This window comes from Methylocystis sp. L43 (assembly GCF_015709525.1).
Classification (GTDB): Bacteria; Pseudomonadota; Alphaproteobacteria; order Rhizobiales; family Beijerinckiaceae; genus Methylocystis.
On sequence record NZ_JADNRA010000017.1, the window covers coordinates 19,274 to 35,619 of the forward strand.

Here is a 16,346-nt window from a genome sequence, read left to right on the forward strand (position 1 = left end):
TATAGGGCGGAGATTTTGTACATGCGCCTGAATCGCGGCGAAATGGCGTCGATTCTTTTTCGCCGCTGCGCCTTACGCAGAGGCAGTGCGGGCATCAGATGAGAGCGTCGCCCGGCGTGAATCGCTCAAGTTACTTGAAGGGATATGGAGCAGGAGGCGTATTGAGAGGCCGGGGACCCGGCGAAGCCGTCATCACCGTATAGAGTCGCTCAAAGAAGCAACTCGAATCATAAGGCTCCACGCCCCTGTTGCATTCAGGCCGGGGAATATAGAGCGGGGGTTGCAGGTGATCGGAGAGGGCGATGCAGACGGGGTCGATGTAAGGTTTTCCGACATTGTCCGTGACGATCGGATGACCGCATTGATCCACGGGCGTCGTCGTCTCTGCGCCCGCTGAAATTGGCGGAGGAGCCGCATGCTTCTGCTTCGCATCGGCAGCGCTCGAGAGCGCAACGACCAAAACAGCAATGGCAAGGGCGCCTCTGTCGAACCTGGCGCACACGCTTCGATGTTGTTTTCGGCGGCGGCGTACAGCCGAGACCGCGAGACAAGTGCTTTGCAACGAGATCCTCACGATGTGCCTCTCGAAATTCGGTGTCGGTCCGATCCAGTCTTATAGCCGATAGCCTGCTGGCCGCGAAGGCGGAAGGCAGGGCGCCTGGGCCGAGTACGGCGATGACGGCCGAGCGGTCGGCATGGCCTGAGTTCTTCTCAGGAGCGGCGCGCGAGTGGTTTGAGGACTTGGAAAGCCCGGCGCGCGTCCTCCGTGTCGTCTAACCCTTTATCAACTAGGTATTTTCCACAGGTGGAGCACTGCTGCGCCGAAGGCTAGGAAGAACCATTGATCTGGACATTGCGGCAATGACAACAGTTGCAGTGGGCTGCGGCTTGGTCTCATTGATCGGACCGAATTTCGCGGCGTATGTCTAGGGCGAGACGCTGGCCGTCTCGCCCTTCTTTTTTGCTGCGCATTACAGGAGCCTTCGTCGCTCGAACGAGCCGACCAGCGCTTCTAACCATCGCCCCCCAATGCAGTGGATCAGCGTGGGATCGGCGTCGCCCGTCCCAGATCTTGACTCGACGAGGCGATCCATTCCTGGCGCGCATCGCCTCGGCTCGACAAAAATATTTTGAGCGCAAATATAAGGCGACGATCCAGCTTCTCGCGTGGGGCTCGTCCGGATGCGTCCGCATCATCAATCAGGATATCGCGCATTTGTATACGCGTGCAGCAATCGGGACGCGCGTTATCGTCCTCGCGTGATCGGCGTCGCCAATTTGCCCGAACGATCCGGTAGTCGACGACACGTCGGCGCGCTTGCAGGTCGAACGAGCGTTCTGCCGACTGCGCATCACTGTGCCGCCAGTGAGTCAGTCCGAGTAAAATTGCTATTCCGATAATCCGATTTTGTAGTCTCTCTGGCGCTTCTCCTTCTCGCCGCGCGGACCATTTAGGTCTCTGTGGAGACATTTCATGCTCGATCTCGCCTATGTGACGTTGCTCGACTTTCTCTCTCGATCGCGGCCTCTGCAGGACGGCAGAGATGAGGCTTGTGAGCCGCGGTTCGTGCCAATCGTCGGCGAGGGTGAAGACAGTTGCGAAGAAGCGGCGCCGCTGGACATTGCCAACGATCATGCCGAGAAATCCTCGCGCGCCTAGCTCAACGCTCAACACTGCGCGAGTGAAGCTGATGACGGTCAGTCCTAGGGGCGCGCTGCGTCAACGTTGCTTCAGAAGAATTGTAGAGTTCAGGGCGTCATCAAAATTGCGGCGCGGCCACTACTACAACTCAGTGACAGAAATTTAACTCCCCGCATGCGCTCACGTCGTAGCGGCGCTGCTGGGAGAGTAAGATGTCGAAGCAATCTAGGCCGCACTCTTTGTTGTGCTGTTTGGTTCAGGTTCGGCTCTCGCGAAGAGCCCCAGATGTTTTGAAGGTTACGTCAGGGCGCCCTGCGGCGCACCCCCGCCGTACTACGTCGAGGGCATGACGTATTGGGGGTATGCGCTGCCTCATGCCGAGCCGCACGATGCCACCGGCCGAATAGTGCTTGAAGGCGCGGCAGGGGGAGGAGCGCCGGACCGCGATTAGCCGCCGTACTCTGGTGACGGTGGGCGCAGCGTAGTTGCTGCGCCTGCGCAGATCGGAAACTCGCACGGTTCTTCCTTTGGCTCGCGCGCGTGACCGACCGATACGACGGCGTCGCCATGCAAATGTCCCGGCGCATCGTCGAAAGCGCCGAGCGATGCGCGCTTAAGTCGGACTATTGCGGCATAGGCTCGCTGAGCGACGACCGCCCCCAAATCGTCGTCGCCCATAGAAAACGCCCCGACCGTGGATGTAACTGCGGGGCGTTCTTGTTTTGCTTGGGCTACTTGAATTCAATCAACACGCCGTCTGCCCCCAGCGCAGTCTGTAATCCTTGGCGGCTTGCGCTCAATTTCATGGTGACGCCATTCCCATTCGTTAGCCACATCGTCCCTCGCCCGCGCTCAGCAATAGCCCAACCTCGTCGCACCTGAACGTAAGCCCCAGGGAAATCCGAAAGCCTCGTAAGGCCATAAACGGCGCCAGAGGCCGTCAATTTGGAAGCTCCTATACCGCCAATTCCCAATCCCCCAACGGTGATGGGATAGGATTTTCCAGCGTATTCTAGTGTCCCACCGCCAAGCGAGCCGGACCCAATGAACGCGACCTGGATTTGCTCGATCGTCACTGTGGCGGACGGCTTTCCAGCGGGAGCATCTTGGGCAGACGCAGGGGCGCCAAATGGCGCGAAGGCCGAGGCGAACATTAGAAAGAAGCGGACAGCGCCGGAAGGCAGTGCACAACTATTGAACATTAATTTTCCTCTCTCGAAACACGATGCGCCAGCATCCGCCGACTGGACACGTCGATTGTCGCCGCCAGATACACGAAGCCGCGCCGCATGGGAATGTCGCTGATGTCCATCGTCCGCATGCTTGGCGCAATCTAGCTGGAAGCCAGACGGCGGCCAGTCCGGCATGACCTGCACCTCACGGGCGCCGCATTCCCGGCGACGAAGCGTCGCGTCTTCGGAAGGTCGATGAAGGTGAAGCCCGAGGGCGGGCCGATCGTCTCGAAGCTCACGACACCATCGTGCTGGCAGTCGCGATTAAGCACCATACCCGCGCGCCTTGGACGCTCTCGGCGCGAAGGTCGGCGATCGTCGCGGGGCGGGACGCTGCATCCGGGGAGCATAGACGACGACCGGGCTTTTTGATGAGGGAGGGGGCGCCCGATAATGCCCCGAGCACGGATGAACTGGCGAGGCGTTTTTCGTGAGGGATGGAGTGGTTGCGGACAGTGTGCGGACACAAGAGAAGAGCCTCGTATCCGCCGCATCCGTCATTTTCATAAATAGCTGTATTAATGTCGATTTATGGTGCCGGTTAGAGGATTCGAACCCCTGACCTACTGATTACAAAGCATATCGATACGTTTGCTATAGTTGCCAATAATATCAGATGGTTATAATCATTATTGCCGCCGATTTTAGGGTTTGAGACACTATAGGAGCCACAACGCCTCTGTCGTCCACATGCTGAAGTGGGGCAGGGGCGCTTGGCCCGTGGCGCTCCTTTTCAGAATCGAACGCGCTCGCAAGTTCGAGAGCCCGCCGATATCTTGATGCATGCACCGCCTCGCGCCACCGAGCATCGCCGATCTTCGCGCGGAAGGCGTCGCTGGCGCGTGGGTCTGGTGCACGGGGCTGGGCTGCGTCAATCACAGCAAAATCGCGTTCGACACGATGCGCGCGCCGCCGGAGACGCGGTTCATCGCATTGGCGAGATCGCGGCGATTCGTTTGTTCGCGATGCGGCTCGCGCGCCGTGCATAATGCCCGATTGGCAGCCGTATCGAGGGCGAGGTGAGCGACGCCCAGCGCGGGCGCTTAAGGCGATTCGTCTCTTTTAAGGGGCAAGTGGCGGTTTCGCCCTCAAAAAATTTTTGACATTCCATTGCGCGGCGCTTTCCTGTCTCCCATCTCGAAAACTAGGCGGTCCTCCCGCCAACGCGCGAGCGTGAACCTTCGGGAGAGGATTCTCGCGCCGACCTGATCGCAGGCGTCGAGAAGCATCGCCAGCCAAGCGATGGGACGCGGTAAGGTAGGGCATGGCCTCTAAATGAGGTCGGGGCGACGCGAGCGAGATCAGGGCGACGCCCGACCTTTCGTATTCACACTCGAAAACGAAAGGTAATGTCATGAAACAGTATGCGTATGGCCGCAACGGCGGTCACGCCAAAGGCCACGTTCGCGACGCTTTCTTAGAGATGATCGAAGCGTTCATTCACTGGCGGCCGGGCGAGCCGGAACCGACAGTCGAATTCGAAGAACGCCAGATCACACTCAAAGAAATGGTTGGTCTCGTTTGGAATTGCAGCGACACGCTGCCGAGCGACTACAGCGATTTATTCGATGAGCGCCCCGGCAGTTATGCGGCAGCGGCGCGGATCATGAAGCGTGAGCTGGCGGCGTAGAGACTTTAAGGAAGGCGCGGAGGGCAAAAGGCTTCCGCGCCTTTTCGCTCTTCCGAAGTCACGCATCGATGAGAGCGCCGTGTTCTGAAGCGAAGAAGTCGAGGGCGCTGTTCGCTAGCGGGCAGCTTCGATCATCTCCGCTCGCGAGCGTTACGAGCGGTGACAACCGGGTTTCCTCATTGAAGTGGGAGAGGAATGGGGAATTAAGTCGCTTAGTTCCCGACACTCGCCTCCAACATGAATCATTGCATGGCAGTTCGCGCAAACGACGGCCAAGTCCTTCAGGGTCACTGTCTGGCCTGTTCTCGCCAAAAGGCTTAGCTCCAAGAGATGGTGGACATGGGCGAACCCCCGGCCAAGTTCGCCGTAACGCTCAAGGAAATCAAAGTCGCATCCCGGAACTTCACAAATTAAATGTCCCCCGTTGGCTTTCAGCGCCTCCTCGATTTTCTCCTTTCTTAGCTTGGCTTCTCGATGCCGATGGAGGATGAATTTTCGTCGCAACTCGCCTTCAAAGCCGGCGAGTTCGGGGTCCTCTAACCCTCCCTCAATCGGGACTGGGGACACGCCCCGAGTCAAAACAAAATCGCCAGTCTTGCTGTTATATGCTGTTACCGCCCATCCGACTTCATCTAGCAAGCGGTTGCTCACGTTCGACTCCGCTCCTCTCTCTCCGTCGAGAACGATCACGCGAACCGGAAGTTCTTCCGCGTAAGCGAGATGAGCTGCGGCATCCATTTTCAGGTTTCGCCTGATCCAAACATCCTTGCCTCCGGCAGCCTTTAAGGACGCCGCTCGTGTGCGAAGGTTTAGTCTTAGGATTAGATCACCATTGTCTTCTGTTATATCGTCAAACCAAAGGTTAAGAACAACGACATGACCAGGTTGAACGAAAGACCAATCATAGCAATACTTTGGGTTTGCGGCTGGAGGACCATCGTAGTTTGACCAGTCGGCGACATCGACACCGGCAGCTTTGACCAAGTCGATCACACGTTCACGTTTTCGCGGTTTGATTTTATCTTTTGTGAAGGACATTAGTGCTCCGATAGGATCGATATCTGCATGATTCCTTATCTCGGCAAGCGGTAGCGTATGCCGAAGTTTGGGCCGTCGCTTGCTTTCTTCGAAATAGTATTGTCGATCCCAACTCGTTGCTCTTGCCGCATCACGCTACAGCAGTTGGGATAACGTTGGGTCCGCGTTGGGTTGGTTCGCTGAACGGCGTCGTGCAGATCACGCGCCAAGACATCGATTTCGCTTTGTCCAACCGATTCCGCGGTCCGAAAGCGTGAATGCAATTCAGATCGGAATTCATCAGCTGTCGCCATTATCCTCTGCGCTTTCGCTAAGCGAAGCAAGGAGGTTGGGCTAGACGCAAGCGCGCGTCAAGACCGCCAAATTCAAGCTGAGAAACTACCCGCCAATTCGTCTTCTCTCGATTGGCGCGACGCGGACGCTTGGATAGCCGGCGACAACCACGGTTCGTTGCTGCGCGCGCCGCCCGAGGACTCCTTGCAGGAGTGGATCGTGTCGCCGCGCGTCAACCGCTCGGGCGTCGGCGATGATGATCCGTCAATAATCGAGCCTGAACGACTTGGCGCGTCGGAGTCTGCTTAGCGCCATTTTCGGACCTTGGTTCCTCACCGGAAAGCAGACCTTCGGCTTCGCGCCTCCATTTCGGTCGCCGGGTACCTTGGATCCCAGCCTAAAAACTGCCATTCATTTTTCAGTTTAGAACAGAGATCGAAATCGCGGCACGCGGCAGGATCCTATTCCCAACTGCGCGACAGGAGATATCGTGCAGTCGACACACGGGAGCAGCACGGGATGCAATTAAAACGTTTAAAGATTGCAAATTTTCGTTCCATTCGACAGGCGGACATAGATCTCGGTCCCGTTACAATTCTGATTGGCACCAACAATGCTGGCAAGTCGGCGATCCTAGAGGCGATCCGTATCGCACTAACCCGAAGATGGGGGCAGCGGGGCACCGGATTTACAGAATACGACGTTCACCTATGTGACGGTAGGCCCGATCCCAAAGTCGGCGATCCGGTAGTCATTGAAGTCGAGCTTCAGGAAGAAGCCGCCAACGAGTGGCCCGAGGATCTGCATGGAGAGTTGGAAGATATCATCCAGCTCGACCCAATGTCCGGCCGAGCCTCCATCATCATGCGCGTCAGTTGCTCATGGGACGCAGCTGAGGAGAGTTTCGTTCCTCGATGGGAGTTCCTGAACGTCGACAGGAACCCTCTCGCTGGTCGTGGTGCCCGCGCGGTGAATCTCCAGGAGTTTTTCCAGTTCCTCCCCGTCTTCTATCTGGAAGCACTTCGTGATGTCGCAGATGAGTTTTCGTCGCGAAGCCAGTTTTGGGGCAAACTGCTCAGGACGGTCCAAATCCCCGAGCCTCTGGAGCAAAAGTCAAAGCGCATATTCGATCTGCTGAACCGCCGCCTTCTCGGTGCCGATCCGCTTCTCGCCAATCTTGCGACCGGCCTATCGCACATTAGCCGTGTCGCGGCGGCCGACGTCCCCGGCGAAGCTGACTTACGTCTGTTGCCGCTCAACACTTGGGATATCCTCTCGAAAGCCGAGGTCATCTACCAGACAGAGGGTGACAAGCCCTGGTTGCCACTGGCGCGGCATGGACAAGGCGTCCAGAGCCTCTCGATAATGTTCCTGTTCAAGGCCTTCGTCGAGTTGATCCTCAAAGATCTATATCGGCCCGAAAGTTCGGCCGTTCTCGCTCTGGAAGAGCCTGAGACGCATCTCCATCCCCAAGCAGCACGCAGCCTCTGGCGTCATATCAGTGAGCTTCCAGGCCAAAAGATCGTCACGACGCATTCGCCTTATTTCCTTCAGCACGTTCCTTTCCGCGATATTCGCGTCGTGCGGGTCGGGAAAGACGGTACGACGGTCGGCTCGCTGCCGCGCCAGTTTCGCGCGCCGGTTCCTTATATTCCTCAACTTGATGCCATCGTCGCAGCCTCTGCTGGCCTGATCACCTATGACCGAGGCCTCAATGAACTGGTGCTTTCCGGTTCCTTGCCGCAAAAGCAATACCGCCAGCTTCTAGTTGCTTATGGGGATCGGCCCGACAGGCAGGCTATCCATGCTGCTCTCCGTAAGGCTTTTGATACGTCGCAGGAATTCATTTCAGACGCTGAATTAGAGCAACTGGAGACATTCGCCCGACGTATCCGCGGCGAAATTTTTTTCGCGTGCCGATGGCTGCTGGTAGAAGGGCCTTCCGACTATCATCTGGTTCACGGGATTGCCAAGGGCTTGGGTTATGATCTCGACGAACACGGTGTTTCAGTCATTGATTTCCAGAACAACGGCAGTCCGGAAATCTTCGCTGTTCTCGCGAGGGCGCTGGGTTATCCATGGCTGGCCGTCGTTGATGGTGATGCCGCTGGGCTCGACTATATCGCTAGAATTGCGGCACGAAGTTTTTCCGCCGACGAGATTGCGCGGCGCACTTACTCGTTGCCAGCAGGCCATCTCGAACAGCAACTGGTCGCGGATGGGCTGCAGCCTGAACTTAAAGCGATCCTGATTTCTTTCGGCAACGCAGCGGCAGCAAGCTTCGATGACGCAACGCTGATTGCGACGCTTGAGAATGACAAGATTGGCTATGCTGCCGTACTCGCAAAACAGTGCGCAGAGAATCCTGTGCTGGCCCAACGCATGTCGGCACCTTTCCGCAACGCTATCCTGTCTCTGAGAGGCCTAACATGACCGATTCCGCCCTCAGCGTTGCCATGTCCGAATTGACGGAGGCACAGGCTGTCGCCGTCGCTTGGCGCGACGGACCGATGTTTGTGTTGGCAGGCCCCGGCTCCGGCAAGACTCGTGTGCTGACCACTCGGGTTGCCAAGCTGCTCGCCGACACCCCGGACCGCTCGTTTCGCGTTCTCGCCCTGACCTTCACCAACAAGGCCGCCGACGAGATGTCAGGCCGCGTCACCGCACTCGTGCCCGAACAGGAACGGCGCGCGTTGGTCGGAACCTTTCATTCTTTCTGCATGCAGATGCTGCAACAACACGGCTCGCACATCGGTATCAATCCAGACTTCGCGATCTATTCCCTCGATGTCGACCGTCAGGAAATCCTGCGAGATGCGATCAAACAGGCGGGTTTGGCAGCCGACGATATTCGTCTCCTCTCGACTATCGACAAACTCAAGTCCCGACTCGTCCAGCCATCAGGGTCGGCGCGATATTTCCGTGACCCGTCCGATGGAAAGCGCGTCGAGCAGGTTTATACCGCTTACGAGGACGCCCTTACGCGGGCCAATGCCCTGGATTTCGGTTCGCTCATTGCCCAGGCCCATCGCCTCGTCACGAGCTTTCACGGGATCGCCGTACGTTATCGCAAGACCTACGCTTATTGGATGTTCGACGAATTCCAGGACACCACCGACGGGCAATACCAGCTGATCCGCGCGCTGGCGGGTGAAGATTTCAAGAATGTTTTCGCGGTCGCTGACGACGACCAGATCATCTATCAGTGGAACGGCGCAAGTTATCAGCAGATCCAGCGGTTTCGAGCCGATTTTAGCCCCCAGGAGCTACAGCTTCCCACAAACTATCGTTGCCCACCAGCAATCGTCGCGGCGGCTAACCACCTTGTAGTACATAACATTCAGCGCACCACCGCCAAGCAGCCGCTGGAGGCGGGCAAGACCTCGCTACGATATCCTAATGAGCAGCACATCCGTGTCCTACGCTATTCCACCGATGAGGTGGAAGCGGCGTCGATCGCGGAGGGCATTTCTAAAATCGATCGTGCCCGGTGGGGCGAAGTAACTGTCCTGGCACGTACACGCTACCTGCTCGAAAAGCTGCAAGCCGCTCTGACCCGAAAGCAGGTCAGCGCGGTGATCTCCCAACGCCGCGACGATTTCAGGTCGCCTCAGTTCTTGTGGCTTGCCGCCGTCTTGCGTCAGGCTCTCCGGCCTCTCGATCGCCGCGCGCTCGAAATCCTAACGGGCGCGTTTAATCGCTGGTTCGGCACCGATACGCGGGTTGATCTTATCATCACCGCTACTGAACTCACCGAACGATCCTTGCTCGATGAATGGGCCGTCGCGGTGAAAGCGGCCTTGAGCGAAAACCCGGGCGCGATTGCCCTGGTGGACCTCGCCGCAAAGTTCGCAAAGGAGCCCACACGATTTAGGTCGTTTATTGAAGCGGTCCTCACAAGAATTCCCGCACAAGATGACGAATCCAGCGACATTGCTGAAGATCGTGCGGCCTGGTCCGATTTGGTAAGAAGCATCGGAAAGACCCTCGGCCGCGATGCACCGCTCGAGCAGTTCCTGCAGGAACTGGCAATTCGTTCTAAAGAAGCTCCTGTCGGAAAGAATACGGTTACGCTTATGACCATTCATGGTGCCAAGGGAAAGGAATTCGATCACGTCTATGTGGTGGGTCTCGCAGAGGACATTCTTCCGAGTTTCCAGAGTCTCAAAGCTGGAGAGAACAGCCCGGAGATGGAGGAGGAGCGGAGAAACTGCTTCGTGGCCATCACCCGCGCGCGCGAATGGCTTTGCCTGTCCTATGCAGACAGTTATCGAGGTTGGGGAAAACAGCCTTCACGTTTCCTGCGCGAAATGGGTGTTGATCTTCCCGTTACGCCGGCCGGGTGAGCTTTCAATTGTGGAGTTTTTTCTGCGTTATCGATTGACGTCGGGGATATGAAGAAGCGAGTGAGAAATGCGCGACAGAGTCGAGCCGGCGTCATTGCCGTCGAACAGGCTTGTAACCGGCTTGACCTTATCTGGCGCAATCTGCTGGAGGAGGATGTCGGGGTTGACGGGACGATCGAGATCGCGCTCGGCGAATTCCCGACGGGAAAGCTCGTCGGTGCCCAGATCAAGTCGGGCATGAGTTACATCCGGTCGGAGACATCGACCTCCTTCAGATTCTATCCAGACAGTAATGACCTCGCCTACTGGCGCGAGCTGTCGATCCCGCTCATCCTATTCGTACACCATCCCGGTGAAGACCGCGTTTATTGGGTGGACATCACCCACCATGTCGAGTGCCGCGGCGACGATCCGTTGGGCGCTAGCTACATAGAATTTTCGAAGAACAACCAGGTCGACGCCGCGTTCGAAACCTATCTTCACGGACGGTTCGACTTGGTCGTGTACAGCGACGACCAGTATGCGCAGTTGCGCCACGAACTTGAGACGCTGGTGCACACAGATGGCAGCGGTGGCGGAACGGTGAGCGTCAGCGCCCTAGATCTCTTTGTCGAGGGTCTATGGGGTCTTTGCAGCAAGCTGCAGTTTCATTCGAGCCTTCTCGCGGACATCATCCGCAAGTCAGTTCGGGACCGAGAGGGTGCGGTTCCTATCACGTACACCTTCGACCGGGCTGTCCTCTACCCATTCTTTTCTCGCTATTTCAGTCTCCTGACCAGGCATCATCTCGCGCTGATCGACAGTGCCGACATCAACAATTCGCTATACGCCAAGCTCGAATACCCCGCCTTCATCGCCGTCCTCACCACAAACGGACGACGGTTCGTCAAATATCTCCGGTCCACAGGGCGCGAGAATGTCCATGACAACCAGTTTCTCAGCCTTACGGCGCGTCCACATGTGCAAATCGAAGTCTATTCGAGCTTCGAACAAGTGGGCGGTCGCGCAAATTTCGGTCCGTTCACCGATGTCCTCGCGATCCGCTTCAATCCCTATCTCGACTATTACGAACTAACGCACATCTGTCGCTCATCACCGGAGGAGCAGCCAGTAGAGGTCGTCGACCAGACGGTCCATTATCACGAGCTGCGCGAGTACATCGCTAATCGGTTCGATGACGTCGACAAGGACAATCTCCTGTTCCGCTATCTCGACATACCGCTCAGCCCGCTTATCTGCTGGCTGGAAAGTTGGAACCCTAACCCGAGCGAGATGCCGACCAAGGAACTGCGCGGAAAGTCGGTCACCGATTGGGCAGGGCTTCATGACGAGATGATGGCGATCATGCCGGGTTCGGCAACGGTCACGGAGCCGCCGGAGATGGCTTTCCCTATTGAAGTTCTCGCCAGCGGGGAAAGACTGGCCAGAACTCCTGGCCTAGCCCGCCGCAAGCTTGCCCGAGGGCCCTTAGGAATGGGGCTTAAGCCTCCAATTTAGCTGGAGAGATCTTGCTGATTGCCGCGACGGATGGCAGCTGTCTCCCGATTGGTTCCTAAAACGGCCTGTCCGGAAATGGACCCAGCGGTCGCTCGGGTCGGGGCAATCAACATATCCGGAAGCGGACGCTCCAGGGCTCGCTTTGGGTCAAACTGAGACATTAGTGGTCGGTCCGCCGCGACTCTGGCATTGGCGCGTCCATGAGATTGACCGAGGTGTAGTTCAGTTCTCTAGAATCGCAAATCGATCAGCGAGGCGCGCGGACTCTTCCGGGCAGACGTTGCGCAGCGGCTCCACGCCAGCCATGCTGCATCATCTGCCGGCGCTGCCGATGCGCATCGCGCATGATCGCCGCCTTGTCTCATAATGGCCGATTGGTCTGAGTAAGCTGTCGGGCTTCACGTCTCGCCACCGTCGTCGGTAGCCGTGAAGCTGAGCCCGTTGAAGCCCTGAAGGGCTTTCGTTAGCCGCCTCTGCAACGCAGGATCGTTCGCGGCACGGTCAGCCGCTCAGGACCACACAGCTCGCGCCGCCCGTGCAATGCGCTTCTTGAAGATCGCGCACGATCCTCCAATCCGAACGCTTCGGCGTCTTCCCGTGGCTCGCGCGACCAACAGCGCGTCTTGCCGGAGGCCATCAAGCCAAAGGCGTATATCAATTCCGGCCCGGCGAAGCGCCCCCACAAAAGCGGCGGATGGACGCCCAGATCTTCCGCCTCTCGCAAGATGATGCGACGTTCAATCGCGACGGCGTTCATTCTCCTGCTCCTTACGAAATCGGACCGGGACCAGCGGCGCGGTTGATGACACGCCTGCCGGTCCCGACCCTTTTCGTCCGGCGGAGGGACGAACGACCGCCGGACGTTCCGCGCAGGAAGACGGAGGTCAAACCGCGCGGAAACTCCCTTCAATGTCGCCGGGATCGGGGTGGAAGCCTGACACCCCGATCCCGGCTTTGCCCGGCGAGCCTGCTCCACAAGCGCCGAGCGGTCCGCGTGCAGGGCGAGACGCCCACCGCGCGCGGAAACTTCGAATTGCGCCCGCCCCGAGACGCCGCGCCTCGAACGCCCCGGAGCGGACTGGTCGTCGCCGGGCATGGGGGCGGCGGCGGCGACGTTTTCTTTCCCGCGATGAGGAGCCGCGAGAAAGAAACCATCAACTCATCTTCGCGTCGGCGTCGCCGCATAACGCGCTGAACCATTCACGATGACGCTCGCCGCCGGGCGCACGTTCAATCGAGTTTGGCGAGCACCACGGCTGTTGCAGAAAGGATTCGATCGCCTGTCGACCTAGGCTTGCATGAGGCAACATGTGCGCGACCGCAATCAAGGTCGCCGACTCGGAAAGCACGGCTTGTCGTGCAGTTTCGGCGCGCGCGAGCATCGGCGTAACGTCAATCTCAGCGGCGGCGACTCGGCGCGCAGCGTCCGCGACACGATGCTTTGACATATCGAGCGCGATCAAACGCGCTTCGATCGCCTCTTCGGCGCTTTTGCGGGCGGCGCGCCAAACAGCGATCTCGACTTCCGCTTCGTCGAGCTGCTTGCGCAGTTCGTCGACAGGGCTTTCCGTGATGACGTCGAGCCCGCCGGCAAGGCTGGCGATGAATGCGTCCGTCGAACCCGGCGCATCTTGTTCGGCTTCCTCAATCGCGCGTTCGAGCGCGCCGACCTTGCCGGCGGCGTCGGACCATTTTGTTTCCGCGTGGTGCGCGGCACGTTTCGCCTCGTCCAGCGCGCGCTCTGCGAAGGTCTGCGACTCAATTTCTTGTCGCAGGCATTGGCGTTCGACTGATGCTGACATTGTGTGCCCTCTTTAGGCTTGCCGGATGCGCATCGCGCCGGGAAAGCGCCGGGCGTAGCCATCAATATCCGGCGTTACTTGGCGCTGCGGCTCCGGCGTGCAAACCGGCTCGATTTTGATTCTCGCAGCGGACGGGAAACGCGCGGCATAAGCGATCTTCGCGTTCTTCGCGTCTTCGCCGATATCTTCGGGGCTGTTCGACGCGGCGCGTTGCTTTTTCGACGGCTGCGTCAGAATTTGTTTGACCGCCGCCAATTCGGTCGGCAGCAATTTCATTTCGAGAAGCGCCATAACGCGATCGACGACGCTCTGATCGACGCCGTTCGACGTTTCGTTTTTCGTGCCGTCTTCTTCGACAGCGTTCTTCATTTTTCTCTTCAGTTCAGGAACGGCGACGTCACAAGTGAGGTCGCCCGATGTTGCGCGACAGACAGCGCCGACAACATCATCGAGACGGTCGGCGATGTTTCCGTCATCGCAGCCGATGAAAAACGGCGTGCAGTCAAGAGCGAAGCCCGGTCGCAGTTTCGGCGTGAGAAACTGACGCAAAGCGCGATGGGCCTTTTCGGTTTTCGTGTTGCGGATCATTGGACTATTCCTTCTGTTTTGAGTTGCATCACATCGGGACGATCGGGACGCCGTTGCGCCTCGGGCGATTGTCGTGTCGCTCGCCGAGCCGTTGCCTGACGTAAGGCGACGGCTGCCCCGCCAGTTCGATCATTCGTTGCGTTGGGCGGAAGGCGCGCTTGCCGGCGGCGGCCAGCAGCAACGCGCCGCAAACGGCGTTGGCGACGTCATCATGACCGCCCGGCGGATGATCGATTGAGTCACGACCGCCGCGCGTCGTTCGACGTTCCAAACTAATGAGCTGGTTCACGAGTTTCGGATGGTCGAGCAATTCGCAACGCTGGCCGTTGTAGAGCGGAATTGAGTCCTTGTAGATTTCGACCTTCGGCTTCTCGGCGCTCTCGTATTTGATGCCGTAGCTCTTAAAACGGTCGGTCGGCCATTCGCCGGCATACTTGTCGCCGCGCACGGAATGCAGCCCGTAAGACTTCAACGTCTCCGCGAAGTCGGCGCAGACTTGGTCGGGTGAGAACGGCGGTTTAGCGGCGCGGATGCAATCGACGATGACGATATTGTTTTCGCGATGACAGATCGCGAGCGTCATGTCGTCGCTCGACCCTCCAGAGGGGTCGGCGAACGCTAAATATCGCACGCCCGACATGGGCGGGATTTCGAAGCGGTTGGGAATGACGCACGCTTCGACGACTTCTCGCGGAAGGAACGCGTCGATATCATTTCTGAAATCGCCATACCACTCTGCTTGCGCCGATTGGGGATCACGTTCGACGGCGCGGTCGATAGTTTTCTGCGGCACCGTCTCGTTGAACTGCCGCGTCGCGCCCTTGGCGACGATGATCTGCGCGTCGCCTTTGTCGCCGTAGTGCTTCGCAAACATTGAATAGCCGAAACCGGCTTTGCGATAGGGCGAGCCAATCGTGTAGAGCTGGCCCTGTGTCGTCACGGTGCCGGGACGAATGGCGTCGATGATTTCGAAGTCCGGGTTGGCGCTATCTTCCGAGCGCCAGAAATTGATCTCGTCTGCGCAGACGATGATGTAAGACGGCCCGCGCAATCCTCTAAAATCGGCAGGACGCACTTCGATCTCGACGGCGTTCGATAGTGACAGACTGAGCTGCGTGCGACCGACGATCATCTTGCGCAGCGCTGGCGATTGATCGATTGCGCCTTCGATGTAGCGCAGCATGATTCTCGCCTGCTTCATATTCTCGGCGATCAGCAACGCGACGCCTGTCTCGCCGGGAGACAAGCGGTCGGAGTAATCGCACAAGCAGGCCGCATAGGTGATCAGCGCGGCGAGGCCGGAACTCTTGCCGGAGCGGCGGCCGGCGAAGACGTGTGCTTCCTCGCAGCGTATGCCGGGCGAGACCTCGCGACCAGTGAGCGTGCGCCAATGCGTCATTTCGCTGGCCGTCAAAGGTTCGCCTTGGCTGGCGAGAAGAAGCGCACGCATCGCCTCACGAGTCGGGCCGCCCATGACGCCGCCGAGCAGGCTCGGGTCTTCGAGGGCTTGGCGAAGTGAGACGAGCGGCTTCATCGTCAATGGCCTCGCATGTCGGACGGCCGCCAGTCTCCGATCGCTTGCGTCGTGAGCCAGCGGTAGGCGATGCGCGCTCGAACGCGGGCCGTCATGCGCCGGCGCAGGGCCTCACGGGCGGGGGGTTCGCGCCAGACTCCGCGGGGGCAGCTTAACCATTCAGCGCAGCGGGCCGTGGCCAAGCGGGCCTCATCGCGCGAGTTGGCGAAGATGGCGGCCGCGCGGGCGAGGTCGTCGTTCGACCATTGAACGAAAGCGTCGCCGAGAGCTTCGCCGGTATGTGGGAGGGCGGCCGTCATTCTGGCGTCTCCTCGCCGGCAAGGGCGTCAGAACGCGGCTGCGGGGCGGGATGGGCGCGCGAAGCGCCGTTTGTCGCTACGGGAGGGCCTTCCGGCGGCTTCGACGCTGTGGCGGCGCTCGCTGCAGCTTTGGCGGCATAGCCGGCGACGATGTCGGCGAGTGTGGGCGTAACGTCGCGCACGGCTCGGTCTAAGCCTATCGTCTCGGATATCCTCCGAACGTGGCTACTCAATCTCGCGAGCAAATCGACGTCGATCTCTTCGCCGTTCGCGAGCTGAACCTCCATCTTCTCGCATTCTAGGATCAGAGCTGCACAGCGCCTGATTAAGCTCAGGCGCAATTCGGTGAGGTTTTCGAGGCCGCCGGCCTCATTGGCGAGCATCCCGACCATGTCACGGTAACGTCTAGCCCAAGGCGACCTACCGTCCGCTGCGATGAAGAGCGAGCCGACTGTCACAGGCCCG

The 16,346-nt window shown here is 58.8% G+C and carries 12 protein-coding genes; 5 read left to right on the top strand and 7 right to left on the bottom strand.

Features of this window, described 5'->3' with window-relative positions; all coding sequences use genetic code 11:
• Window positions 1–1,474 precede the first annotated feature (1,474 nt).
• Both IYX23_RS02885 and IYX23_RS02890 read left to right on the top strand, forming a co-directional pair.
• Window positions 1,475–1,660 (top strand): hypothetical protein, encoded by a 186-nt coding sequence (locus IYX23_RS02885; protein ID WP_196392019.1) that lies wholly within the window; start codon window positions 1,475–1,477, stop codon window positions 1,658–1,660.
• Between the two features lie 2,637 nt (window positions 1,661–4,297).
• Entirely contained in the window at window positions 4,298–4,504 is a 207-nt protein-coding gene (locus tag IYX23_RS02890; RefSeq protein ID WP_196392018.1) for a hypothetical protein, read from the top strand.
• Between the two features lie 150 nt (window positions 4,505–4,654).
• Here the strand turns inward: IYX23_RS02890 and IYX23_RS02895 are convergent, their stop codons facing one another.
• A complete protein-coding gene (locus IYX23_RS02895; RefSeq protein WP_196392017.1) occupies window positions 4,655–5,542 on the bottom strand; it encodes a hypothetical protein in 888 nt (295 codons plus the stop codon).
• Window positions 5,543–6,334: 792 nt separating this feature from the next.
• Here IYX23_RS02895 and IYX23_RS02900 point away from each other — a divergent pair.
• The 3 genes from IYX23_RS02900 to IYX23_RS02910 are packed head-to-tail and all read left to right on the top strand — an operon-like array spanning window position 6,335 to window position 11,658.
• The gene (locus IYX23_RS02900; protein WP_196392016.1) at window positions 6,335–8,248 is read left to right on the top strand and encodes an AAA family ATPase; all 1,914 of its coding nucleotides are present in this window, start codon (window positions 6,335–6,337) and stop codon (window positions 8,246–8,248) included.
• Window positions 8,245–10,161 carry an ATP-dependent helicase gene (locus IYX23_RS02905; protein ID WP_196392015.1) on the top strand — a complete coding sequence of 639 codons (1,917 nt, stop codon included), beginning with the start codon at window positions 8,245–8,247 and terminating at the stop codon, window positions 10,159–10,161. The genes IYX23_RS02900 and IYX23_RS02905 overlap by 4 nt, the downstream gene beginning before the upstream one ends.
• Before the next feature lie 48 nt (window positions 10,162–10,209).
• A complete protein-coding gene (locus IYX23_RS02910) occupies window positions 10,210–11,658 on the top strand; it encodes a DUF4365 domain-containing protein (protein ID WP_196392014.1) in 1,449 nt (482 codons plus the stop codon).
• Between the two features lie 463 nt (window positions 11,659–12,121).
• Here the strand turns inward: IYX23_RS02910 and IYX23_RS02915 are convergent, their stop codons facing one another.
• The 6 genes from IYX23_RS02915 to IYX23_RS02940 all read right to left on the bottom strand — a co-directional run bounded on the left by IYX23_RS02915 (window position 12,122) and on the right by IYX23_RS02940 (window position 16,273).
• The gene (locus tag IYX23_RS02915; RefSeq protein ID WP_196392013.1) at window positions 12,122–12,415 is read right to left on the bottom strand and encodes a hypothetical protein; all 294 of its coding nucleotides are present in this window, start codon (window positions 12,413–12,415) and stop codon (window positions 12,122–12,124) included.
• 397 nt (window positions 12,416–12,812) lie between these two features.
• Window positions 12,813–13,460 (bottom strand): hypothetical protein, encoded by a 648-nt coding sequence (locus IYX23_RS02920; protein WP_196392012.1) that lies wholly within the window; start codon window positions 13,458–13,460, stop codon window positions 12,813–12,815.
• A gap of 12 nt (window positions 13,461–13,472) precedes the next feature.
• Window positions 13,473–14,048 (bottom strand): hypothetical protein, encoded by a 576-nt coding sequence (locus IYX23_RS02925; RefSeq protein ID WP_196392011.1) that lies wholly within the window; start codon window positions 14,046–14,048, stop codon window positions 13,473–13,475.
• 28 nt (window positions 14,049–14,076) lie between these two features.
• On the bottom strand, window positions 14,077–15,582 hold the full coding sequence (locus IYX23_RS02930; protein WP_196392010.1) for a hypothetical protein: 1,506 nt from the start codon (window positions 15,580–15,582) through the stop codon (window positions 14,077–14,079).
• A 2-nt stretch (window positions 15,583–15,584) separates the two neighbouring features.
• The gene (locus tag IYX23_RS02935; RefSeq protein WP_196392009.1) at window positions 15,585–15,881 is read right to left on the bottom strand and encodes a hypothetical protein; all 297 of its coding nucleotides are present in this window, start codon (window positions 15,879–15,881) and stop codon (window positions 15,585–15,587) included.
• Window positions 15,878–16,273 (bottom strand): hypothetical protein, encoded by a 396-nt coding sequence (locus IYX23_RS02940; protein WP_196392008.1) that lies wholly within the window; start codon window positions 16,271–16,273, stop codon window positions 15,878–15,880. The genes IYX23_RS02935 and IYX23_RS02940 overlap by 4 nt, the downstream gene beginning before the upstream one ends.
• Between the last annotated feature and the right edge of the window lie 73 nt (window positions 16,274–16,346).